This is a genomic window from Rhodococcus pseudokoreensis (genome assembly GCF_017068395.1).
Lineage (GTDB): Bacteria > Actinomycetota > Actinomycetes > Mycobacteriales > Mycobacteriaceae > Rhodococcus_F > Rhodococcus_F pseudokoreensis.
Genome location: NZ_CP070619.1, coordinates 6,162,220 through 6,186,266, shown reverse-complemented (window position 1 = coordinate 6,186,266; position 24,047 = coordinate 6,162,220). Strand labels below are relative to the sequence as shown.

At 69.8% G+C, this 24,047-nt stretch carries 10 protein-coding genes; 6 read left to right on the top strand and 4 right to left on the bottom strand.

The genetic code is table 11. The features are described from left to right. The first annotated feature begins 13 nt into the window (after positions 1-13). From JWS13_RS33345 to JWS13_RS33335, 3 genes are all read left to right on the top strand, one after another. Positions 14-1,243, top strand: a complete 1,230-nt coding sequence (locus JWS13_RS33345; RefSeq protein WP_206009711.1) for a helicase-associated domain-containing protein — start codon at positions 14-16, stop codon at positions 1,241-1,243. Positions 1,244-1,363: 120 nt separating this feature from the next. After that, positions 1,364-2,371: an NAD(P)H-dependent glycerol-3-phosphate dehydrogenase gene (locus JWS13_RS33340; protein ID WP_206009709.1), complete on the top strand. Its 1,008-nt coding sequence runs from the start codon at positions 1,364-1,366 to the stop codon at positions 2,369-2,371. Positions 2,372-2,506: 135 nt separating this feature from the next. Next, positions 2,507-17,227 carry a non-ribosomal peptide synthetase gene (locus JWS13_RS33335; RefSeq protein WP_206009707.1) on the top strand — a complete coding sequence of 4,907 codons (14,721 nt, stop codon included), beginning with the start codon at positions 2,507-2,509 and terminating at the stop codon, positions 17,225-17,227. On the opposite strand, the gene JWS13_RS33330 is transcribed toward JWS13_RS33335, so the two are convergent. The 3 genes from JWS13_RS33330 to JWS13_RS33320 form a co-directional block, all read right to left on the bottom strand. Beyond that, on the bottom strand, positions 17,162-17,878 hold the full coding sequence (locus JWS13_RS33330) for a M50 family metallopeptidase (protein WP_206009699.1): 717 nt from the start codon (positions 17,876-17,878) through the stop codon (positions 17,162-17,164). The genes JWS13_RS33335 and JWS13_RS33330 overlap by 66 nt on opposite strands. 28 nt (positions 17,879-17,906) lie before the next feature. Further along, positions 17,907-19,862 carry an aconitate hydratase gene (locus JWS13_RS33325; RefSeq protein WP_206009698.1) on the bottom strand — a complete coding sequence of 652 codons (1,956 nt, stop codon included), beginning with the start codon at positions 19,860-19,862 and terminating at the stop codon, positions 17,907-17,909. A gap of 119 nt (positions 19,863-19,981) precedes the next feature. Beyond that, the gene (locus JWS13_RS33320; protein WP_206009697.1) at positions 19,982-21,169 is read right to left on the bottom strand and encodes an AAA family ATPase; all 1,188 of its coding nucleotides are present in this window, start codon (positions 21,167-21,169) and stop codon (positions 19,982-19,984) included. 176 nt (positions 21,170-21,345) lie between these two features. Between JWS13_RS33320 and JWS13_RS33315 the strand changes: the two genes are divergently transcribed. Genes JWS13_RS33315 through JWS13_RS33305 form a run of 3 tightly spaced genes read left to right on the top strand, consistent with a single transcriptional unit; the run spans position 21,346 to position 23,370 of the window. Further along, entirely contained in the window at positions 21,346-21,933 is a 588-nt protein-coding gene (locus JWS13_RS33315; RefSeq protein WP_124391071.1) for a sigma-70 family RNA polymerase sigma factor, read from the top strand. A gap of 52 nt (positions 21,934-21,985) precedes the next feature. Continuing rightward, positions 21,986-23,083: a WD40/YVTN/BNR-like repeat-containing protein gene (locus JWS13_RS33310; RefSeq protein ID WP_206009696.1), complete on the top strand. Its 1,098-nt coding sequence runs from the start codon at positions 21,986-21,988 to the stop codon at positions 23,081-23,083. Beyond that, the gene (locus JWS13_RS33305) at positions 23,080-23,370 is read left to right on the top strand and encodes a MoaD/ThiS family protein (protein WP_206009695.1); all 291 of its coding nucleotides are present in this window, start codon (positions 23,080-23,082) and stop codon (positions 23,368-23,370) included. The genes JWS13_RS33310 and JWS13_RS33305 overlap by 4 nt, the downstream gene beginning before the upstream one ends. Positions 23,371-23,375: 5 nt before the next feature. On the opposite strand, the gene JWS13_RS33300 is transcribed toward JWS13_RS33305, so the two are convergent. Then, positions 23,376-24,044 (bottom strand): cyclase family protein, encoded by a 669-nt coding sequence (locus tag JWS13_RS33300; protein ID WP_206009694.1) that lies wholly within the window; start codon positions 24,042-24,044, stop codon positions 23,376-23,378. Between the last annotated feature and the right edge of the window lie 3 nt (positions 24,045-24,047).

Here is a 24,047-nt window from a genome sequence, read left to right as displayed (position 1 = left end):
TGAGGACACGAGCGTGAACACCGGCGACACCGCGCTCCCGACCGGGGAGCACCGGATACGAGTGACCGAGCAGGAGGCGATGACGAATCTGCACACGGTGTTACAGCTGTGCGCGGCCGGTGAACTGCGGTGCAGCGAGAAGACCCACCGCCCCTCCGCGGCGACGGTCGCCGCCGTGGGCTCACAGCTCGCGCACGGCGACTTCTACCCCGACGACCCGATCGCGTCGTTCGCGTGGCCGCTGATCATCCAGGCCGGTGGGCTCGCCACAATCGAGGGCGGGCGCCTGCGGCTGACCCCGAAGGGCCGTACCGCCCTGAGTCGGCCGGCGGCCGAGGTCATTTCCCAACTGTGGCGCCGCTGGCTCACCCGCGCTGTGATCGACGAGTTCAGCAGGATCGAGCAGATCAAGGGTCAGCGCGCACGCAATGTCCTCACCTCGGCCAGGACCCGCCGACAGACCGTCGCTGCGGCATTGGCCGGCTGCCCACCCGGAGAGTGGATCGGCATGGATTCGCTGTTCACGACCATGCGGCGGAAAGGCATGAGCCCCAACGTCGCCCGCAGCGAGCGCGCGCTGTACGCCGGCACACTGGGGCTGCTCGACCTCGACTACCGCCACCCCAGCGGCGCACGGTCGGACTTCCACGACATTTGGGGCGGTGACAACCTGGACGCGCTGAGCAGATATGACGGACTGCAGGCGATCCGGCTCACCACCCTGGGCTGCTACACGCTGGGCCTGACCGACACCTATCAACCGCCCGCCGACAACCCGCCAGCCCGGGTTCTGAAAGTCCTGCCCAACCTCGACATCGTCGTCACCGGAACCCTGTCCCCCGCCGATCAGCTGCTGCTGTCTGCATACGCGGAGCACACCGCGGACCGGGTCTGGACGGTCTCCGCCGCGAGCCTGCTGTCCGCGATCGATGGTGGTCGCCACCTCGAGGACCTCACCACCTTCCTCGCCCGGCGCACCGACCATGAGCTGCCCGGCACACTGAGGACCGTCGTCGACGACGTCACCCGCCGAGCCGGCCAGCTCACCGACCACGGCCATGCCCGGGTGATCGAATGCACCGATTCCGCACTCGCTGCGCTCATCACCCGTGACCGCGCACTCCGCACACTGTGCCGTCCGATCGGCGACCGCCACCTCGCGGTCCCCCTCGAACACGAACCGAAGTTCCGCAGGGCCCTACACAAACTCGGCTACACGCTGCCCGGGCCGAACACCCCCTGACCGAAGACGTCAACCTCCCGGTGGCAGCCGCCACCGGGACTTGCCGAATCAGCTTCGTGAACGCCTCACAAATGCCACGCTTGAGACCATGGACAGCATCAACTCGATGAGTGATCGGTAATGGCCCGGCCGGTACGCGTCGTCGTGCTCGGCGCCGGTTCGTGGGGAACGACGGTGGCCGGTCTCGCCGCCCACAACACGCCGACCCTGCTGTGGGCGCGGAGTTCGGATACTGCGGACGAGATCAACACCGAGCATCGCAACTCCCGCTATCTCGGCGAGCGGGCCCTCCCCGACTCCATGCGTTCGACGGCCGACCTGGTGGAAGCGGCGCAGGAAGCCGACGTTCTCGTGGTCGGGGTGCCGTCGCACGCGGTCCGCAGCACGCTCACTCAGATCACCAACGAGGTGCGGGCGTGGGTGCCGGTGCTGTCGCTGGCGAAAGGGCTGGAGCCGGGAACACGCTTGCGGCCCACCGAGGTGATCGCCGAGTGTTTGCCCGGGCATCCGGTCGGGCTTCTCGCGGGCCCCAACATTGCGCGGGAGATCGTCGACGGGCTTGCGGCGGCGTCGGTCGTCGCCACCCAGGACGTCCGGGTCGCCACCGCGTTGCAGCCGTTGTTTGCGTCGGCGGTGTTCCGCGTCTACCGGAACACCGATGTGCTGGGCTGCGAACTCGGCGGCGTGCTGAAGAACATCGTGGCCATCGCGTCGGGGATGGCAGACGGACTGGATGTCGGCGACAACACCCGCGCGATGGTCCTGGCACGCGGGCTGGCCGAGATGACCCGGCTGGGTGAGGCGATGGGCGCGAACCCGCGGACGTTCGCCGGGCTCACGGGGGTCGGAGACCTGATCGCCACGTGTATGGCCCCGACTTCCCGCAACCGGCGGGTGGGCGAATTCATTGCCCGCGGCATGACCGTCGAGGAGGCCGTCGCCAAGCTGGGGCAGGTGGCCGAGGGCGTCAAGACCGCGCCCACCGTGATGGAGTTGGCCCGCGACTACAACGTGGACATGCCCATCGCCGCGGAGGTCGAGGCGGTGGTCGCGGGTCGGCAGACGCCGGAAGGTGCCTACCGTGGCCTGCGAAAAGTCGCTGCCGGCGGTGAGGACGAGGTGGCGTGATCGCACACCTGCAACCGGAAGTAGCACTATCTAGACGTTTCTAAGCAATCTCCTAGAAAACTGGGGCAGACTCCTGAAGGGAGGCACCCCAGCGAGCAGCGTCGTGCGGGGACGGATGCGTGAGAGAAGTCAGCGATGAGTTCACCGACCCCGATCGGTCCCGGAGACTCGCCCGCGCGCGCCTATCCGCTGTCGCCCGCACAGATGGGGATGTGGCTCGCGCAGCGCGTCGACCCTGCCGTTCCCGTGTCGGTCGCCCAGTACGTCGACATCCGCGGCGCGCTGAACCGTAGCGCACTCGCGTCGGCGTGTGCTCGCGCTGCCGCCGAGTTCGAGTCGTTCTTCCTGCAGATCACCGAGGTCGACGGGCAACCGCGGCAATGGGTGGATCCGAGCCTCGACGCGACCGTCGGCTATATCGACTTCCGGGACGCTCCGGACCCCGAGACGTCGGCGCACGCGTGGATGCGGGCCGAGTCCGCCGACCCGATCGACATCCGGCACGACCGCCTGACGGTCTCGTTCGTTCTCCACGTCGGGCCGGGCCACTACTTCTGGTATTCGCGCGCACACCACGTCGCGATGGACGGTTTCGGGTCGATCACGCTGGTCTACCGGATCGCCGCGCTCTACACGGCCGCGGTGCACGGACTGCCGCCGCCCGCGAGCAGGACCCTCGGCCTGCGACGCATTCACGACCTCGAGATCGACTACCGCGACTCGGCCCGCCGCGACGCCGACCGGGAGTACTGGATCGGCACGATGCGCGGCGTCACCCACCCGAGCACCCTCGCGCGCGACTCCGCGCCCGCGGCCGCCGGTTCCCGGGACGTCAGCGGAACGTTGCCCACCGAGGTCGTCGATCGGCTCGAGAAATGCGCGGCCGCGCACGGGGTCAATCCTGCGACACTCACGGTCTGTGCGGTCGCGGCCTATCTGGCGCGCATGACCGGCGAGGACGACGTCACGCTCAGCCTCCCGGTGTCGGCCCGCACGACGGCGGCGCTGCGCCGGTCCGGCGGAATGGTGTCCAATATTGTGCCGCTGCGGATCACGGGTGCGGGGAGGGCGACCGTCGGCGATCTGGTAGCACGCACGCGTCTCGTGATGTCGGGTGCCCTGCGGCATCAGCGGTACCGGCACGAGGACATCCGCGCCGATCTGGGAGACGCTCTGTCCGGGCCGCGACTGTTCGGCCCCGCCGTCAACATCATGCTGTTCCCCGAGGAACTCGAACTCGGTTCCCTGCGGAGTCAGCTGCACGTGCTGTCTTCGGGTCCGATCGAAGACCTGCTGGTGAACATGTACCGCTCCGGTCCCCGCGGACGCGTGCATGTCGACTTCAAGGCGAACCCGCGACTGTATTCGCAGGACGAGCTGGACGGTCACCATGCGCGATTCCTGTGGTATTTCCAGCGCTTCCTCGACGCCGAGACCGCGCACCCGATCGGTGATCTTCCTGTCCTCTCCGCGAACGAAACCGCGGCGCTGGTCCCCTGCCCCGGACCGCCGGGCAGTGCGCCGGTCACGCTCGCCGACGTGTTCCGCGCTGCTGCCGCCCGCGATCCGGACGAGACGGCCGTCGTCTGGTCCGGCGGGGAGGTCACCTATCGGGAACTCGACGAGCGGTCGGATCGGATCGCGGCGACGCTGGCACGGTTCGGCATCGGGTCCGGCGACGTGGTGGCGCTGGCGTTCCCACGGTCCTTCGACTATCTCTGCGCGGTCTGGTCCGTCGCGAAGACGGGAGCCGCATTCGTGCCGGTGGACCCGACGTACCCGCCGCCCCGTGTTCGGCACATGCTCGACGACTCCCGCGCGGCGATCGGGTTGACCTCCGCGGAGTTCGCGGCCACGGTGCCGGACGGCACCGAGTGGCAGCTGCTCGACGAGGCGGCCCGCTCCGGAGGCCCCGATTTCCGCACGCCGGCAATACGACTCGACGACGCCGCGTATCTCATCTACACGTCCGGCTCGACCGGCACCCCCAAGGGGGTGGTGGTCACCCACCGCGGCATCGCGAATCTGGTCTCCGCGCAGCGCACCCGACTCGACCTCGACGGGTCGGCGAGGGTTCTGCACGTCGCGTCGCCGAGCTTCGACGCCTCCGTGTTCGAGATGCTGATGGCCTTCGGTTCCGGCGCCGCACTGGTCATCGCCCCACGCGAAACATTCGGCGGATCCCCTCTGGCGCAGCTGATGACCACCGAAACCGTCACCCACGCGGTGCTCACCCCGTCGGTGCTGGCGTCGATACAGCCTGCCGAGGTCGAAGGTCTGCACACCCTGGTCGTCGCCGGCGAGGCGTGCCCACCGGAACTGGTGTCGCGCTGGACGTCCCGGTGCCGGGTGATCGACGCGTACGGTCCGGCGGAGACCACCGTCATGGCGACCGTCAGCGGTCCTTTCCGCGACTCCGCAGCGGTCACCATCGGCCGGCCGATCGACGGCACGAGAGTGGTGGTCCTCGACCACCGGCTCCGCCCGGTTCCCGTCGGCGTGGCCGGCGAACTGTACGTCGCGGGGCCGGCCCTGGCCCGCGGGTATCACCGCAGGGCCCGGGAGACGTCGGAGCGGTTCGTCGCCGATCCGTACGGACCGCCGGGTACCCGCATGTACCGCACCGGCGACACGGTCCGCTGGACCCGCGACCACGAACTCGAGTATCTCGGCCGCAGCGACGAGCAGGTGAACCTGCGAGGCCTGCGCGTCGAGCCCGGGGAGATCGACACGACGCTCCGTCGGCATCCGGCGGTTCGGTCCGCCGTCACAGTGATTCGCTCGCAGGCCACCGGTGATCACCTCGTGTCGTACGTGGGAGCCGACGCCGTGACGGAGCGGGAGTTGCTGTCGTTCCTCACCGCCGAACTGCCCCCGCATCTCGTGCCTGCCGACGTCGTCGTGCTCCCCCACCTTCCGCTGACCCCGTCCGGCAAGCTGGATCGCGCTGCTCTTCCCGAGCCCCGCGCCCGGTCGTCCTCGCGGGTCGCCCCCGAAGGCGACCGGGAACGGACGCTCCACGCCCTCTACGCCGACATCCTCGGAACCGCCGATTTCGGTGTGGACGAGTCGTTCTTCGCGCTCGGCGGCGACAGCATCATGGCGATTCAACTGGCCGCCCGGGCGCGGAGCGCCGGCATGTCGTTCACCCCGCGCGACGTGTTCGAGCAGCGGACGGTGTCCCGGCTCGGTGTCGCCGCCGGCGACGACCGAAGCGGACCGGCCCTCGAGGAACTCCCCGGCGGCGGGATCGGCGAGATGCCGCTCACCCCGGCCGCCCGGTTCCTCTTCGACCGCGTCGGGGTCGTCGACCGGTACGCACAGGCTGTGGTGGTGGAACTGCCGCGGGGTGTGGAGGCGCAGAGACTGCACACGGTGATCGGGGCCGTCGTCGATCGGCACGACGCGCTGCGGGCGCGCCTCGGACGCCGCTCCGACGGGACGGCGTTCCTCACGGTGAGTCCGGCCGGCGCACCGCTGCCGGACGGCACGATCACACGGGTCGCGCTGCCCGCCGACGACGACCCAGCGCAACGCACGCGGGACGAGCACGAGAGCGCAGTCCGGAGGTTGAATCCGGTTGCGGGCGTGATGATGCAGTGCGTGTGGCTCGATCCCGGACCGGAGGCGACCGCGCGGCGTGGGCGGCTGCTCGTCGTCGCGCATCACCTGGTGGTCGACGGGGTGTCGTGGCGGATCCTGATCGGCGACCTCGCCGACGTGTGGACGCAACTCGACGCGGGAGCGTCGCCCAGCCTTCCGCCGGTCGGCACATCCCTGCGCCGGTGGTCGCACGGACTGGTCGAGGAGGCACAGCGTCCGGGCCGCAGGTCCGAACTGTCGTTCTGGCGCGCCGTGACGTCGGTCGAGGATCCGCCGCTCGGCACCCGGCCACTCGACGCCCGGCGTGACGTGAATTCGACGGTGGACCGGATCCACACGAGAACATCCGCAACGCACTCGCTGCTCACCGACGTTCCGGCCGCGTTCCGCTGCGAGGTCAACGACGTACTGCTCACCGCCCTCGCCCTCGCTCTCGCGCAGTGGCAACGCCGCCGCGGCCGACCGGCCACGGTGCCGCTGATCCGGCTCGAGGGTCACGGCCGCGAGGAAGCGGTGCTGCCCGGGGCCGATCTGTCCCGCACCGTCGGGTGGTTCACCAGTATTTTTCCGATCCGTCTCGACCTGCAGGACCTCGACCTCGATGACGCCGGCACCGCCATCACGGTGGTCAAGGAACAGTTGCGTGCGGTGCCCGACAAGGGCGTCGGCTACGGCCCGCTGCGGCGTCCCGGGGACGAGACCGGGCAGATCGCGTTCAATTACCTCGGACGGCTCGACAGCGCTGATTCCGAACGTGATTGGTGTCCGGTGCGGAACGGCACCGCCGTGTTCGCCTCCGCCGAACCGTCGATGCCGGTCACCGCGCTGATCGACATCACCGCGTTCACCAGTCACGGCGTCCTCGACGCCACGTTCGCGTTCCCGACGGGTGCGATTGCAGCCGAGGACGTGCAGGTTCTGGCCGATCTGTGGGAGCAGGCGCTGACAGCCCTCGCCGCGGTGGCGCGTTCTCCGCACACGAGTGGCCTCACTCCGTCCGATCTGCCGCTGGTCGCCGTGGACCGCGAAGACATCGAGGAGTGGGAACGCGACCGGCCGGGCCTGCTCGACGTGTGGCCGCTGACACCGTTGCAGTCGGGGTTGCTGTTCCACGCGGCGTTCGCCGGCGCGGAGGCCGATCCGTATGCGATGCAGGTGATCCTGAGCCTGTCCGGGCACCTCGACCGGGACCGACTCCGACGCGCGTGCGGCACCGTCCTCGCGGGGCACGCGAACCTGCGCACCGCGTTCGTGCGCGACGGTCGCGGCGTCCCGGTGCAACTCGTCCTCGACGACGTGCCACTGCGGTGGCGGCACGTCGACGTCACGGGTACCGGCGCCGAGCAGATCCTGCTCGACGACCGCACCACCCGCTTCGACCTGTCGGCCCCACCGCTGATTCGATTCACCCTGCTGTCGCGGGGACCGGACCGTGCCGAACTCGCAATCACCGCCCACCACATCGTGCTGGACGGCTGGTCCATGCCGCTGCTGGTCCGCGAACTCTTCACCGCCTACCGACGCGGCGACTCCCGCACCGAATCACCGGATTCGAGCCCCTATCGCAGCTTCCTGGAGTGGCTGGCCGCGAGGGACACCGACGCCTCGGCGCGGGCGTGGGCCGCGGCGCTCGACGGCATCACCGAGCCCGCCGCCCCGGCGGAGGACACCCCCACCCCGTCCGAGTCGGTACTGGAACTGAGCGAGGCAGACACCCGGACGCTGACGGCCCGCGCGAGCGAACTCGGAGTCACGCTGAGCACCATCGTCCAGGCGGCCTGGGGAATCGTCCTCGGGCAGGAGACCGGCCGCGACGACGTCGTGATCGGGGAGGCCGTCTCGGGCCGCCCCCCGGAACTCGCCGGCGTGGAGAGCGCGGTGGGATTGTTCGTCAACACCGTCCCCGTGCGGATCCCCCTCGATCCCGGCATCGACGTCGCCGCCCTGCTCACCCGCCTGCAGGCCGAGCACGTTCACCTCCTCGAACACCACTGGTTGGGCCTCGCAGACATCCAGCGGGCGGTCGGGGTGGCGCCGCTGTTCGACACGCTGGTCGCGTTCGAGTCGTACCCCGTGGACCGCACCGCGCCGCCGGAGCCCACGGACGGTCTGACCCTGGACGGCGTTCGCGCACACGACGCCTCGCACTACGCTGTGACACTCGCAGTGACGGCGGCCCCGACCCTGCGGCTGACGGCGAAGTGCCGGTCACACCGGTACGACGGCGCGGCCCTGCTCGCGCGAGTCGGCCGCGTGCTCGACTACATCGGCAGGGATCCGCACGTCCGGGTCGGCGGCCTCGACCTTCTCGGTGCGGCGGAGCGGGAGCGGGTGCTACGCACGTGGAACGCGACGGACACACCGGTGCCCCCGGCAACCCTGGTGGATCTGTTCGACGCGCAGGTCGGACGTTCGCCCGGTGCCGTGGCGGTGGTGTTCGGCGCGGATCGGGTGACGTACGCGGAGTTCGACGCACGGGTGAACCGGCTGGCGCGGTATCTCGTGGCGAGGGGCGTCGGACCGGAAAGCGTCGTCGGGGTGGCGGTTCCCCGTTCGATGCGGCTTCTCGTCGCGTTGCACGCCGTGCTGAAGGCCGGCGGCGCCTACCTGCCCGTGGATCCGGCGCACCCGCTCGGACGCACCGCCCTCGTACTCGACTCGGCAGCACTGGTTCTCACGTCCGGTACCGGGAACGGCACGGTGCCGGACGGAGTCGCTGTCGTGGATCTCGACCGGCTGGACGTCGAAGGATACGATCCCCGCCCGGTCGAGGATGCCGAGAGACGCGCACCGCTGCGCCCGGCGAACGCGGCGTACGTCATCTACACGTCCGGTTCCACGGGACGACCCAAGGGCGTGACGGTGACCCACGAGATGATGGTCAACCAGTTCCGGTGGGCGCAGACGCTGACGCCGCTCGACGGTACCGATGCGGTGCTGCACAAGACGCCGCTCACGTTCGACATCTCCGCGTGGGAACTATTCTGGCCCTTGCACACCGGCGCACGGGTGGTGATCGCCGAGCCGGGCGGACACCAGGACCCCGGATATCTCGCGCGGACCGTCGCGCAGCAGTCGATCACGACGCTCCACGTCGTTCCGTCGATGCTCGACGCCTTCCTCGAGCAGTGCGGGTCGCAGGTGCCCCCGACTGTGCGTCGCGTGTATTCGGCAGGCGAGTCGCTGCCCGCTGCCACGGCAGCACGGTTCGCGGGGGGCAGTGCCGCTGCGCTGTACAACTGGTACGGCCCGTGCGAAGCGGCGGCCGCCACGTCGGAGTCGTTCGACGGCAACGAGATCGGCGCGACGGTCGCCCTCGGCGGCCCCGTCCACAACATACGTACGTATGTGCTCGACGGCCGCCTCCGACCGGTGCCGGTCGGGACTAGAGGCGAGTTGTACGTCGCCAGCGCCTACCTGGCGCGCGGGTACGCCGGACGTCCCGACCTGACCACCGAACGCTTCGTCGCCGATCCGTTCGGCGGCACGGGCGGACGGATGTATCGCACCGGCGACGTGGTTCGGTGGAACGAGGCGGGCAAGCTCGAATATCTGGGGCGCAGCGACTTCCAGATCAAACTCCGCGGCCAGCGCATCGAACCCGGGGAGATCGAAACCGCGTTGACGTCCGACCCGGCCGTGACCCACGCGGCGGTCACCGTGCACCGCGACCGGGATGCCGGAGACCGGCTGATCGCGTTCATCGTGACCGCGGGCGATGCGCCGGACGAGCGGCGGATCGCCGACCGTCTCGCCGGACTGCTCCCGGCCTACATGATCCCCTCCGCCTTCGTCCCGCTCCGGGAACTGCCTGTCACGTCCAGCGGAAAACTGGATCGCGCGGCCCTGCCGGAACCGGCGCCCGCGAGGCCCGCGTCCGATCCGCCCGCAACACCCACCGAGGACGTGATCGCGTTCGTGTTCGCGGAGGTGACCGGCACCGCGTCCGTGGGACGGCACGACAACTTCTTCGCCGCCGGAGGAAACTCGCTGACCGCCGCGCAGGCCGCCGCCCGCGTCGGAGCGGCGCTGGGAACCACCGTCGACCTCCGCGCACTGTTCGACCACCCCACGGTCGCGGAACTGTCGGCGTATCTCGCGGACCGCGCCCTCGAGACGGCGCAGGCGCCGCTGGTCGCCCGTGCCCCGGCCGCCCACGTGCCGCTGTCCCCCGCCCAGCAACGCCTGTGGTTCCTGAACCGGCTCGACGGACGCTCGGCCACCGACAGCATTCCCGTCGTGCTCCGCCTCACCGGGACGCTCGACGAAGCGGCACTGTGTGCGGCGGTGCGTGACGTGATCGAACGCCACGAACCCTTGCGCACCGTCTACCCCGAGCACGATGGGATCCCGTGCCAGCACGTGCTCCCCGCGACCGCCGTGCCGCCGTGCACGGTGCGGAAGACGGCGAACCCCGCCGGCCGAGTGCGGGAACTGCTGTCGGCGGGATTCGACCTCACCGCCGAACCCCCGGTACGCGCCGAACTTCTCGCGGCCGGCACCGGCGAGTGGGTGCTCGCCCTGGTCGTCCATCACATCAGCGCCGACGGGTTCTCGCTGGGACCGCTCGCCCGGGACGTGATGGCGGCGTACCGCGCTCGGGCGCAGGGCGGCACACCGGTGTGGACGCCACTGCCGGTCCGGTACGCCGACTACGCCCTCTGGCAGCGTGAACTGCGGGACCGGCAGCCGGGTCTGGCGTACTGGAGGCAGACCCTGTCCGGGATGCCCGCACTGCTGACCCTGCCGTGCGACCGCCCCCGACCGCCGGTCGCGACGCACCGCGGCGCCGACGTCGCGTTCACCCTCGACGCGGAGACGCACCGGCGGATTCGCGCGCTCGCGCGCACCCACGACGCCACTCCGTTCATGGTGGTGCACACGGCGCTGGCCGTCCTCGCGGCCAGACTCGGCGGCACCTCGGACGTCGTGATCGGCACTCCGATCGCGGGACGCGGACCGCGCGCACTCGACGACCTCGTCGGGATGTTCGTCAACACGCTGGTGTTGCGGACGGACCTCGCAATCCACGACACGTTCGCCGGCGCCCTCGCCCGCGTGCGGGACGTCGACCTCGCCGCGTACTCACACTCGGACATCTCGTTCGAGGAGATCGTGGAGGCCATCGCGCCGGAGCGGTCGCGTAGTCGCAATCCGCTGTTCCAGTTGGCGCTCGCCTATCACAACACCGCACCGGTCGTCGTCGACCTGCCGGAGGTGTCCGCGTCTGTCGTCGAGATCGACACGCACACCGCGAAATTCGATCTTCAGCTCACCGTCTCCGAATCGCTCGACGATCGGGGTGACCCGGGACCCCTCTCCTGTGTCTTCACCCACGCCACCGACCTGTTCGACGAGACCACCGTTTCCGGGTTCGCGGACCGGTTCCGGCGGGTGCTCCACACCGCGCTCGCACATCCGCGCGTCGTGGTCGGCGACATCGACCTCCGGGGCGGCGAGGAGAAGGCCACCCGGCACGCCGGTGCGCCGTCGTTGCCGCACCGGACGCTGCCCGATCTGATGTCGGCAGCCGCCGAACGGAATCCGGACGGTCCGGCACTGACGGCGGACGGCCGGACCCTGACGTACCGCGAACTCGACACCGAGTCGAATCGCCTCGCCCGCGCACTGATGCGGCGCGGAGCGGAACCCGAGACGATCGTCGCTCTCGCTCTGCCGCGCTCGGCGCTCTCGGTCGTCTCGGTCTGGGCCGTCGCGAAGACCGGGGCCGCGTTCGTCCCCGTGGACCCCAACTACCCCGCCGCACGGATCGAGTACCTGCTGGGCGACTCCGGCGCCGCGCTCGGGCTGACCACCGTCACGGACCACGAGGCGCTGCCGGATGGGACGGACTGGCTGCTACTCGACGCCCCGGAATTCCGAACCGAATGTCGCGACTATTCTTCGGCCCCGATCACCGATGCGGAACGCACGCGACCACTGGACGTGCGCCACCCGTCGTACGTGATCTACACGTCCGGTTCGACGGGAAAACCCAAGGGTGTGACGGTAACTCACACCGGTCTCGCCGATTTCACGGCGGATCAGCGGGAGCGCTACGCGGTGACGGCGCCCTCGCGCACGTTGCACGCGTCGTCCCCCGGCTTCGACGGCGCGGTGCTGGAGATTCTGCTCGCACTCGGTGCGGGCGCGTGCATGGTGCTCACACCACCGACCGTGCAGGGCGATGATCCGCTCACCGAGGTGCTGGCCGGCGAGCGGGTCAGCCACGTGTTCACCACACCGACGGTTCTGGCGACGGTCGACCCCCACGGCCTGCGCGACCTGCGGGTGGTCGTGGTGGGCGGCGAACCGTGTCCGCCGGAACTCGTGAAAGTCTGGTCGCCGCACCGGCACGTGTCGCTGTTCAACGGATACGGTCCGACCGAGACGACGGTGATGACGACGATCAGCGACCCCATGGTGGCCGATCAGCCGGTCACCATCGGCCGCCCGGTCCGCGGCGCCGCGGTATTCCTGCTGGATGCGCGTCTGCATCCGGTTCCGGCGGGGGTGGCCGGCGAACTCTACATCTGCGGTCCGGGCGTCGCGCGCGGCTACCATCGCAGGCCCGCGCTCACCGCCGCACGGTTCGTCGCCTGCCCGTTCGGCGGCGCCGGGGAGCGGATGTACCGGACGGGCGACGTGGGCCGGTGGCGCAGCGACGGGTCGATCGAGTATCTGTACCGCAACGACGCGCAGATCGAACTGCGCGGTGTACGAATCGAACTCGGTGAGATCGACGCAACCCTCCTCACCCACCCGGGCGTGCGGTTCGCGGCGACGGATGTGCGCGAATTGCGCGACGGTGTCGACGCACTCGTCTCGTACATACTCGCGGAGCGGGGCGAGACGGTCGATCCGGAGCAGCTGATCCGCTACGCGTCGACCCGCCTGCCGGCACCGCTGGTACCCGCGATCGTGGTCGTGGTGGACGCCGTGCCGCTCACCGTCAACGGGAAACTGGACCGCTCGGCGCTGCCCGACCCCGTTCCGGCGGCAACCGATTTCGAGGCCCCGCACACACAAGCCGAGCGGGTGGTGGCCAGAGTGTTCGCCGAGGTGCTCGGACTCGACCTGGTGGGACGCGACGAGAACTTCTTCGCCCTCGGTGGCACGTCGCTGTCCGCGACGCGCGCGGTGTCCCGGATCGGTGCCGCGCTGGAGACGTCGGTGCCGGTGCGTGCGGTGTTCGACACCCCGACCGTCTCCGCACTCGCGGCCGCCGTCACCGAGCAGACCGACGGCGCGGCGCACGTCGCGCTGACCGTGCGCCCGCGCCCGCCCCGCGTGCCGCTGTCGCCTGCGCAGCAACGACTGTGGTTCCTCGCCCGCCTCGCACCCGGCTCCCCTGAATACAACATTCCGATGGCGCTGCGACTCGACGGAACACTCGACGTCGCCGCCCTCACCGCGGCCGTGGCCGATGTGGTCGGCAGGCACGAACCGCTGCGCACCCTGTACCCGGACAGTGACGGCGTCGCGTACCAGCAGTTGATCCCGGTGTCGCGGGCCACGCCGTCCCTCCGGCCGATACCCGTGGCCCGGGGTGACGTCGCCGCGCGGGTCGCGACGTTCGCGTCGCAGGGTTTCACCCTGGGCGCCGAACCGCCGATCCGCGCCCGGCTGTTCGCCCTCACCGCCGACGAGTGGGTGCTCGCCGTCATGGTTCATCACATCAGCGCGGACGGGTTCTCGGTGCCGCTGCTCGTCCGCGATCTGATGACCGCCTACGAGGCGCGGGTCGCGGGCGAGGCGCCGCAGTGGGCCGCACTGCCCGTCCAGTACACGGATTACACCCTGTGGCAGCACGAAGTGCTGGGCGACCGCGACGATCCGCAGTCCGTCGCGGCGCGGGAACTGTCGTACTGGAAGGACACGTTGTCCGGTGCGCCGGAGCAGCTGTCGCTGCCCACCGACCGACCGCATCCGGCCATCGCGTCGCACCGCGGCGGCACTGTCGAATTCGCGCTCGACGACGCCCTGTACCGCGCTGTCGAGCACACCGCGTCGACGTGTGCCGTCACTCCGTTCATGGTGGTGCACGCCGTGTTCGCCGTGCTGCTCGCGAAGCTGAGCGGGTCCACGGACATCGTGATCGGTACCCCCGTCGCGGGACGCGGGGATCAGGCGCTCGACGAACTGGTCGGCATGTTCGTCAACAACCTGGTTCTTTGCACCGAGGTGAGTCCGGCGGAAAGCTTCGCGGACCTGCTCGCCCGGGTACGGGAGGACGACCTCGACGCGTTCGCGCACTCGACCGTCCCGTTCGAGACCGTGGTCGAGGCGCTCGATCCCACCCGGTCCCGCGCCCGCAATCCCCTGTTCCAGGTGGCCCTGGCGTTCCAGAACCTCGACCACACCCCGCTCACTCTGCCCGGACTGCGGGTGTCGGCGACTACTCCCCCCACCCGGGCGGCACGATTCGACCTGCACCTCACCGTGACCGCGGATCCCGGCCCGTCGACGGAACGCACCCGGCGCACGGCCGTCTTCACCTACGCCACCGACCTGTTCGACCATCACACGGTCGTAAATCTGGGGGAACGGTTCCTCCGGACGTTGAGCGAGGCTGTCGCGCATCCGCATCGGGCTGTCGGCGACCTCGCCCCCGTCGATCCGGACCCGGATGTCCCGGCCGCAGTGCCGTCCTCCGGCGAAACCCTCGTCGATCTGTTCGAGCGGCACGTCGCCACGTCGCCGGACGCGGAAGCGGTCGTCGCCGGCGACCGCGTGCTCACCTACGGTGAACTCGACCGTCAGATCAATCGGCTCGCCCGCCACCTGATCGCCGCTCGTGTCGGCCCGGAGTCTCTGGTGGGATTGGCGATTCGCCGCTCCGTCGACCTCCTCGTCGGAATGTATGCCGTCGCGAAGGCGGGCGCGGCGTACGTGCCGATCGACCCCGACCAGCCCGCACAGCGCAACGCCCAGATCATCCGGTCCTCGGACGCTCGGGTCGTCCTCACCACCGAACGCGATCGGTTCGACCTCGCCGACGTCCTGCCCGCGGAGACACGGCTCGTCGTCGTCGACCGGGTGGACCTGTCCGGGATCGACCCGTCACCGGTCTCCGATCTCGACCGGACTGCGCCGCTGAGGGCGCAGAACCCCGCATACGTGATCCACACGTCGGGATCGACGGGCACCCCCAAGGGGGTCGTCGTGACCCATGCGGCCGTCGTGAGCTTCCTGCACTGGCGGCAGGACACCGACCCGCTCGGCGCCGGCGACACGGTGATGCTCAAGTTGCAGTACACGTTCGACGCCTCGGTCCGCGAATTCTGGTGGCCGCTGATCGCCGGTGCGCGACTGGTGATCGCCCGGCCGGACGGCCACCGCGACCCCCGGCATCTCGCCGAGCTGATCGGACGGCACCGGGTGACCGCCGGATACTTCCTTCCGCTGATGCTGGCCGAGATCCTCGCGATCCCCGACGCGGATCTCACGTCACTGCGGCAGGTGTCCTGCGGCGGCGAGGTTCTGCCGCCGGGCACCGCCCACAGTTTCCACACAAGGTGCCCGGGCACGGTGCTCTACAACGAGTACGGCCCGACCGAAACGGCCGTCGCCGTGACCCGCACGGTCGTCGGCGGTGTCGATACGACCGTCCCGATCGGTGTGCCGCAGAACGGTGTCGGTGCGCTCGTGCTGGATTCGCGGCTGCACCCGGTGCCTGCCGGCGTTCCCGGTGAGCTCTACCTCTCGGGCGCCCAGTTGGCCCGCGGGTATCTCGGGCAGCCGGGGACGACGGCCTCCCGATTCCCGGCCAATCCGTGGGGACCGCCCGGTCAGCGCATGTACCGGACCGGCGACGTGGTCAGTCGCCGGCACGACGGCACGATCCGCTACCTCGGCCGGCGGGACCTCCAGGTGAAGATCCGCGGTCAGCGCGTCGAACTCGAGGAGATCGAGACGGCGCTGCGACGCAACACCGCCGTCGCACAGTCCGCGGCGGCCGTCTACGAATCCCCTGCCACGGGTTCCCGGCTGGTCGGCTACGTCGTGCCGCGTCCGGACGCGGACGTTGACACCCGTGCCGTGTCGGCGGAACTGGCGCAACGGCTGCCCCGGTACATGGTGCCCAACCAGATCGTGGTGCTGGAGGCGCTGCCGTCGACACCCCACGGCAAGCTGGATCGGCGTGCGCTCCCCGATCCGGGTGTGCCGCGGGCGCAGCGGTTCCGTCCCCCGACGACCCGCACCGAGAAACTGGTCACCGCGGTGTTCGCGGACGTGCTGGGCACCGGTCTGGTGGGGCTGGACGACAACTTCTTCGAGCTGGGCGGCAACTCGTTGTCCGCGACCAGGGCGGCGTCCCGGCTGCACACCTCGACGAACGTCGAGGTCCGCCTCGACTGGTTCTTCACCGACGCGACCGCGGAGAGCATCGCTGCGCGGATCTCGTCGAGTTTCGCCGCCGCCTCCGACGCCTCCGCGGCGCTCGAGGTGCTGCTGCCGCTGCGGGCGGACGGCGAACGGGAACCGCTGTTCTGCATCCATCCGGCCGTCGGGTTGGCGTGGTGTTATTCGGGATTGAGTGCGCATCTCCGCCCCGGCCGCCCGGTCTGGGGTGTGCAATCCCCCGCCGTGACGGCGGCCGGCGACCGGTTCACGTCGATCACGGAGCGCGCCGCTCGCTACGTGCAGGAGATCCGCCGCGTGCAACCGCGGGGCCCGTACCACCTCCTCGGGTACTCCGTGGGCGGCGTGATCGCGCACGCGATGGCGGTCGGGTTGCGCTCGCACGGCGAGGACGTCGGTGTGCTCGCGATGATCGACAGCTACGCGTCGGCGGAACGCGGCACCCCGGTACCGACGCTGCCGGAACTGCTCGCGGAATTCGGGGACGGCGCATCGGAACAGCTGGGCCCGGAGCAGCTGGCCCGGCTGTACGAGGACTACGTCGACGTGATCGACGCTGCCACCGACTTCGTGCCCGGGCACTTCGACGGCAGCCTGCTGTTCTTCGGCGCGGCCGGGGACGGCTCCCAGCCCACGGCCGCGTGCGCGACGTGGCGGCCGTGGATCGGCGGGGACGTGATCGCCCACACCGTCGACCGCCCGCACGCGCAGATGACCGACCCGGAGGCGCTGGCCGTCATCGGACCGATCCTGGCCGGCTATCTCGACGGCGTCTCAGGCACCGACGGGACGGAGAATTCAGGCGCCGACGGGACGGAGAATTCAGGCGCCGACGGGACGGAGAATCCACCAGCCGCCCAGCGCGAGACAGCCCAGCGTGACGAGTAGGGACAACCCCACCCACACGATGCCGGGAACGTGGGTGAGCCGCGCCAGCTGATCGGCGTCCGACTCCGGAGCCGAGCCGCGGGCGCGTTGACGCTGCAGTTCCAGGACCGGCCTCGGGGCGGCGACGAGCATGAACAGCGTGATCAGATAGGCCGCCGCCACCTGCTGGTCCTGCGTGCCGAACCACACGAGCCCGAACAGCAGCGCCCCGACCACCGTGAGGGAGAACAATCCGTACAGGTTCCGGACGAGGATCAGCATGGCCGCGAGAGCCACGACACCGATCCACAGCACCGCGATCGCATGCTGGGTGCCCAGCACCCAGGCCGCACCGAGCCCGAGGACGGCGGGACCCACGTAGCCGGCGAACGTCATGAAGACCACGCCGAGCCCGGTCGGTTTGCCGGACGAGATGGCCACACCCGACGTGTCCGAGTGCAGCCGCACTCCCTTCAGCGTGCGGCCGAACAGCAGGGCGACCACCAGGTGCGCACCCTCGTGCACGATGGTCACCACATTGCGGGTGATTCGCCAGGCGTGCGGTTCGAGGACGAGTATCACCGCCACCACCGCCGTGACCTGAACGATCCAGGGAGCCGGCGCGGGGCTGACGGCGCTCACGCGCTCCCACAACGAGTGCATTCCATTCATCGGCGCCGAGTGTACGGCGGCCGGCTGATCACTCCCTGCGTGCCAGCTGCGGAATCAGTCCGCCCGCGAGCACGTCGTCGACCTGACGTGGCGACAGCCGGTGACGCACCGGGATCTCCACGTCACGGGTCGCGTCGAGCAGCGTCAGACGGGGGCCGGAACGAATGGCCTCTCTGACTCCGTCGAGGACCAGTACGTCGTCCTGCCGGATCGTGTCGTAGTCGTCCGGGTTTTCGAATTCGAGTGCGAGCACACCGAAGTTGGCGAGGTTCTGCCAGTGGATACGGGCAAACGAGGTGGCGATCACCGCATGCAGACCGAGGTACCGCGGGGTGATCGCGGCATGCTCACGGGAGGAACCCTGCCCGTAGTTGTCGCCGCCGACGATGAAATGCCCGGTGGTCTTCGCCGTCTCCTCCGCGCGCGCCGGGTAGGTCTCGTCGACCTGGGTGAACGTGAACCGGGACAATTTCGGAATGTTGGAGCGGAAAGGCAGGGCCCGGGCCCCGGCCGGAGAGATCTCGTCGGTGGAGATGTTGTCACCGACCTTCAGAAGCACCGGAGCCTCGATGCGGTCGGGCAGGGGCGGAAACTCGGGCAGGGACGAGATGTTGGGGCCCTTCACCAGTTCGACGTGCCGAGCCTCCTCCTCCGGCAACGGCGCCACCAGCATGGCCGTGTTCACGGTGGCCTCATCCGGAAGCGTGATCTCCGGGTACTGCATCCCGGCATCCTCTGCCCAGTCCCGCGGGTCGGTGATCACCCCGGTGAGAGCCGATGCGGCAGCCGTCTCGGGTGAACACAGCCACACGGAATCATCATGGGTGCCCGAACGCCCGGGGAAATTGCGGGGCATCGTCCGGAGAGAATTCCGGCCGGTCGCCGGCGCCTGTCCCATCCCGATACAACCCATGCATCCGGATTGATGTATCCGCGCGCCTGCCACGACGAGTTCGAGCGTGGCGCCCATCTTGGTGAGGTCGGAGAGGATCTCCCGCGAACTCGGATTGACGTCGAAGCTCACGCTCGGGTCGGTCTGCCGCCCCGACACCATAGCCGCAGCGATCGCGAAGTCGCGCAGTCCGGGGTTGGCGGACGACCCGATCACCACCTGACTGACGTCCTCACCGGCGACGTCCCGGACGGGCACCACGTTTCCCGGTGACGACGGTTTCGCGATCAGCGGCTCGATCGTCGACAGGTCGAGCTGTTCGTGCACGTCGTACTCCGCGCCTGGATCGGCGCACAGTTCCACGAAATCGTCTTCCCTGCCCTCGGAGCGGAGGAACGCGCGGACGGCGTCGTCCGAGGGAAAGATGGACGTCGTGGCGCCCAATTCGGCGCCCATGTTCGCGATGACGTGACGATCCATCGCCGTCAACGTCGCGAGTCCCTCACCGTGGTATTCGATGATCCTGTTGAGCCCGCCCTTGACGCCGTGGCGGCGGAGCATCTCGAGGATGACGTCCTTCGCCGAACTCCACTCGGGGAGCCTGCCGGTCAACTCCACACCCCAGACCTGGGGCATCCGGAGGTGGAGAGGTTGACCCGCGATCGCCATGGCGACCTCGAGCCCACCGACGCCGATCGCGAGCATGCCCAGCGATCCCGCCGCCGGGGTGTGCGAGTCGGAACCGACCATGGTCTTGCCGGGAACGCCGAAGCGCTGCATGTGGGTGGGATGAGAGACGCCGTTGCCCGGCTTCGAGAACCACAGCCCGTACCGCAGGGCGGCGGTGCGGAGGAACTCGTGGTCCTCGGCGTTCTTCTCGTCGGCCTGCAGCAGATTGTGATCGACGTACTGCACGCTCAACTCGGTCTTGATGCGGTCGAGGTGGAGCGCCTCGAGTTCCTGCATCACCAGGGTTCCGGTGGCGTCCTGGGTGAGGGTCTGGTCGATTCGGATCGAGATCTCCTCGCCCGGTTCCATCCGGCCGTCGAGGAGGTGTTCACCGATGACCTTGCGGGCGACAGTGTCCGACATCGCTGATCCCTTCGTCGTCCTTCCAGGATGCGCCGGAGCGGCGGCGAGGGCCAGCGTCCGGCACTCGACAGGACAATCTTCGGCTTTCTACGCAAAACCGTAGAATTCGCTAGATCGCGCTAGTCGTGCTGCGCGCGCAGGTACTTCCCGAAGTGCGGCACGGTGAATCCGATCGACCCGCGCTCGGCCGAATAGATCAGGCCCTTCTTGATCAGCCCGTCCCGCGCCGGGGACAGCGACGCGGGTTTGCGGCCCAGTTCGGACGCGATCGCCGCCGTCGCGACCGGGCCGTCGTCCCCGGAGAGGTCGGCCATCGCGCGCATGTACTCCCGCTCGGCCGGCGTCGCGCGCTCGTACCGTGAACCGAAGAACCCGACCGCCAGTTCCTCCTCGGCGGTCGGCTCCGCCACCCGCACGTCCTCCTCCGTGATCGGCGTCGCCGCGGCCACGTCCCACGTCGCCTTGCCGTACGCCTGGACGAAATAGGGGTAGCCGTCGGCCGCGGCGTACAACGCGTCGAGCGCCTCGTCGGTGAACTTCACGTCCTCGCGTTCGGCGGGCGCGATCAGCGCCCGGTCCGCGGACACCCGGTCCAGCCGGTCGATGCGGTGGTAGCTGAACAACCGCTCCGAGTAGCTCTTGGACGCCGACAGCACCGCGGGCAGGTGCGGCAGTCCGGCACCGACCACGATCAGCGGGGCCGCGTCCTGGCTGAGTTCGTGGCAGGCCCCGCACACCGCGGAGACGTCCGCGGCGCCGAGGTCCTGCATCTCGTCGATGAACAGTGCGATCCCGACGCCGACGTCGCGGGCCAGGGACGACGCGTCGAGCAGCAGTTCCACCAGGTCGATCTCGATGTCCCCGGAATCGGCGCGACCCTTCACCGCGGGCGCGTCGATTCCCGGCTGCCACCGCTCGCGCATGCCCTTGTCGGCTGTCGCACGCAGAGCGAACGACTTCAGGGTTCCGAGGAACTCCTCGACCCGGTCGGGGTCGCGGTGCGCGCCCGCGATCTCCCGAATCGCCATGTGCAACGCCGAGGACAGCGGCCGCCGCAGATCCTGATCCGGGCGGGCCTCGATCTTCCCGGTTCCCCACCGCCGAGAGATGGCGGCCGACCGCAGGTGGTTCAGCAGGACCGTCTTCCCGACCCCGCGCAGACCCGTCAGCATCACACTGCGCTCCGGGCGACCGCGCGCGATCCGCTCGAGCACCACGTCGAACGCGTCGAGCTGCCTGGTACGTCCCGCCAGCTCCGGCGGGCGTTGCCCCGCGCCGGGTGCATAGGGGTTACGGACAGGGTCCATGGCCACGAAGGTAACAACCTCTGTTGCCGAATCTGCGCTCATCTAGCGCGTGTCCTAGATCCCGCTATGCAGTCCCGGCCGAAACCCGGGGTGGGTACTTCCGCACCCTTCGGTGCCTATCGACGATCACGTGTTCCGCCGAGGCTGGATGCAGCCGCAGGAACAGGGAGAACGCCATGATCGAATTGGACGCCAGAGCCGAGTTGGAACGACTCGCGCCGTACGCGGCGGCGGGCGACGAAGACGCCGTCGAAGAGGTTCTCCGCATCGCGCACCCGCTCGTGCACCGCTACTGCACGACCCGCCTCGAATCGGTGGATCACCCGCACACGACCGCCGACGACGTCACCCAGGACGTGTGCCTCGCATTGATGAGCGCGCTGCGGACGTACCGGAACCAGGGAAAGTCGTTGCTGTCGTTCATCTTCGGCATCGCAGCACACAAGGTGTCCGACGCGCGGCGACGCGCCACCCGGATGTCCGTACCGCCGACCGCGCGCGCTGCCGCGGCACACCACGTGGTGGACGTCGAGGACGGCCCCGAACACCACGTCCTGCGCGACGAACTGCGCGGCGAGATGGGACTGCTCGTCGAGACCCTCCCGGTCCGGCACCAGCAGATCCTCTTCATGCGCGTCATCGTGGGAATGTCGGCGGAACAGACCGCACGGGTCCTGGACACCACACCGGGAGCCGTCCGCGTCGCGCAGCACCGCGCGCTGAGCCACCTGCGGGCGCGGATCGGGCACGGACCCGCCCGCTGAGAGTTCCCGCCCGGTCGTTGCCATCCGGCGGGCCGAGTGGTCCGATGGATTCATGAGCGCAGCCGACACCGTCCTGCTCGCGATCGGAACGAAGAAGGGCCTCTGGCTCGCCACCAGCAGCGACCGCGCCACGTGGTCGTTGTCGGGCCCGCATTTCCTGATGAACGAGATTCCGAGCATCGGGATCGACACGCGCGGTGGGCGCACCCGCATCCTGGTCGGTGTCCGGTCCGAACACTGGGGTCCGACCGTCGCGCATTCCGACGATCTGGGTGCCACCTGGACCGAACCGGACCACGGCGCCATCCGTTTCGGCGACGGCGACGGCGCCGCACTCGAGCGGGTGTGGCAGATCCGGCCCGACACGGACGACCGTCCCGGGGTCGTGTGGGCGGGGTGCGAGCCCATCTCGGTGTGGCGGTCGGTCGACGGCGGCGAGCATTTCGACCTCGAACGCGGGCTGTGGGATCACCCGCACCGGCCGGAATGGGGAGCCGGATACGGCGGTGCCGCAGCGCATTCCGTCGTCCCGCATCCGCAGGACGAGAACACCGTGCACGTCGCGATGAGCACCGGCGGCGTGTACCGCACCACGGACGGGGGTGCGTCCTGGGAGCCGCGCAACACCGGAATCACGGCCTACTTCCTGCCGGATCCGAACCCGGAGTTCGGCCAGTGCGTCCACAAGATCGCCCGCGACGGCGTCGCCCCCGACCGGTTGTACGCCCAGAACCATCACGGGGTCTACCGCTCCGACGACAGCGGCGACACGTGGAAGTCGATCGCGGACGGGCTGCCGACGGACTTCGGGTTCGTGATGCTCACCCATCCCCGCCGCGAGGGAACGGTGTGGGTGGTACCGATCAAGGCGGACGGAGAGCGCATCCCGCCGGACGGCCGGCTGGCCGTCTACCGGAGCGAGGACGCCGGGAACAGCTGGACGCGCCTCGACAGCGGGCTGCCCAAACTCGACTACAACGTGGTGCTCCGCGACGCCGCCGCGGTGGACACCGCCGACCCGGTCGGCGTGTATTTCGGCACGCGCGGCGGCGAGGTCTACGGGAGCGCCGACGAGGGCGCAACCTTCCGCACGGTGGCGGCGCACCTGCCCGACGTGCTGTGTGTGCGGGCCGGGGTGATCGAATCATGAGCGAGGGCGTCACCGTTCGGGTTCCGCGGGCGCTGGCGTCGATCGTCGGCGGAAAACGCTCCGTGAACGTGCCCCTCGACTCCGCCTCGACGGTCTCCCAGGTGCTCGACGTCCTGGCGGGCGAGTTCCCGATCCTCGGCCGCCGGATCCGGGACGAGACCGGCGCCCTGCGGCGGTACGTCAATGTCTACGTGGACGGCGAGGACGTCCGGCTCCTCGGCGGCGTCGGCACCGCGGTGACCCCCGGGCAGGAACTGCAGATCCTGCAGTCCGTCGCCGGTGGTTGAGCGCGCTATTCCAGGTGCATCGCCACGGCGCGGGTGGGGGCTCCGTCGCCGTCCTCGAGGGAGATCGGCAGGAGACTGACGAGCGGGTCCGGGAAGTCGATCCGGTCGAGCCGGCACAGGTTCTCGCCGATCACGCCGCCCGCGTCGGCGATCAGGTGGTGAACCGGATATCCGGCATCGGCGTGCTCGTCGTCCGGTGTCTCGTCGACGCTCGGGGCGTCGAGGCAGAACGTCCGCACTCCCCGGTCGAGCAGCAGTGCGCACAGCGCGGGGGCGACGAACGGATGCGTGTAATAGGCGTCCGTTCCGTAGAACCGAGACCATCCGGTATGGAACACGGCGATGTCGCCCGGCCGGACGTCGTCCGCGCGGGACCCGATCAGATCCGGGGTGATCCGCTGCCGTGCACCGAGCCCGCGCACGTCGAACACGATGCCGCGGCCGACGAACAGCTCCGGTGCCAGCCGGTCGATGGTCGCCGCCCCCGCTGTCAGGTGCGCCGGGGCGTCGACGTGCGTCCCGGACTGCGACCCGATCCGGACGTCCAGGACGTTGTAGCCGTCGCGCTCGAGGGTGCAGTGCCGGGTCAGGGTCGGCACCGGGTCGCCGGGATACACCTGCATCCCGGGCCCGATGGTGTGGGACAGATCCACGACTTTCCGCACGTGTGGCATCGC

Bases quoted from the DNA above. Each gene is read 5' to 3' on its own strand.
- JWS13_RS33340 (WP_206009709.1), top strand. From the start codon at position 1,364: ATGGCCCGGCCGGTACGCGTCGTCGTGCTCGGCGCCGGTTCGTGGGGA.
- JWS13_RS33335 (WP_206009707.1), top strand. From the start codon at position 2,507: ATGAGTTCACCGACCCCGATCGGTCCCGGAGACTCGCCCGCGCGCGCC.
- JWS13_RS33330 (WP_206009699.1), bottom strand. From the start codon at position 17,878: ATGAATGGAATGCACTCGTTGTGGGAGCGCGTGAGCGCCGTCAGCCCC.
- JWS13_RS33325 (WP_206009698.1), bottom strand. From the start codon at position 19,862: ATGTCGGACACTGTCGCCCGCAAGGTCATCGGTGAACACCTCCTCGAC.
- JWS13_RS33320 (WP_206009697.1), bottom strand. From the start codon at position 21,169: ATGGACCCTGTCCGTAACCCCTATGCACCCGGCGCGGGGCAACGCCCG.
- JWS13_RS33315 (WP_124391071.1), top strand. From the start codon at position 21,346: ATGATCGAATTGGACGCCAGAGCCGAGTTGGAACGACTCGCGCCGTAC.
- JWS13_RS33310 (WP_206009696.1), top strand. From the start codon at position 21,986: ATGAGCGCAGCCGACACCGTCCTGCTCGCGATCGGAACGAAGAAGGGC.
- JWS13_RS33305 (WP_206009695.1), top strand. From the start codon at position 23,080: ATGAGCGAGGGCGTCACCGTTCGGGTTCCGCGGGCGCTGGCGTCGATC.
- JWS13_RS33300 (WP_206009694.1), bottom strand. From the start codon at position 24,044: ATGCCACACGTGCGGAAAGTCGTGGATCTGTCCCACACCATCGGGCCC.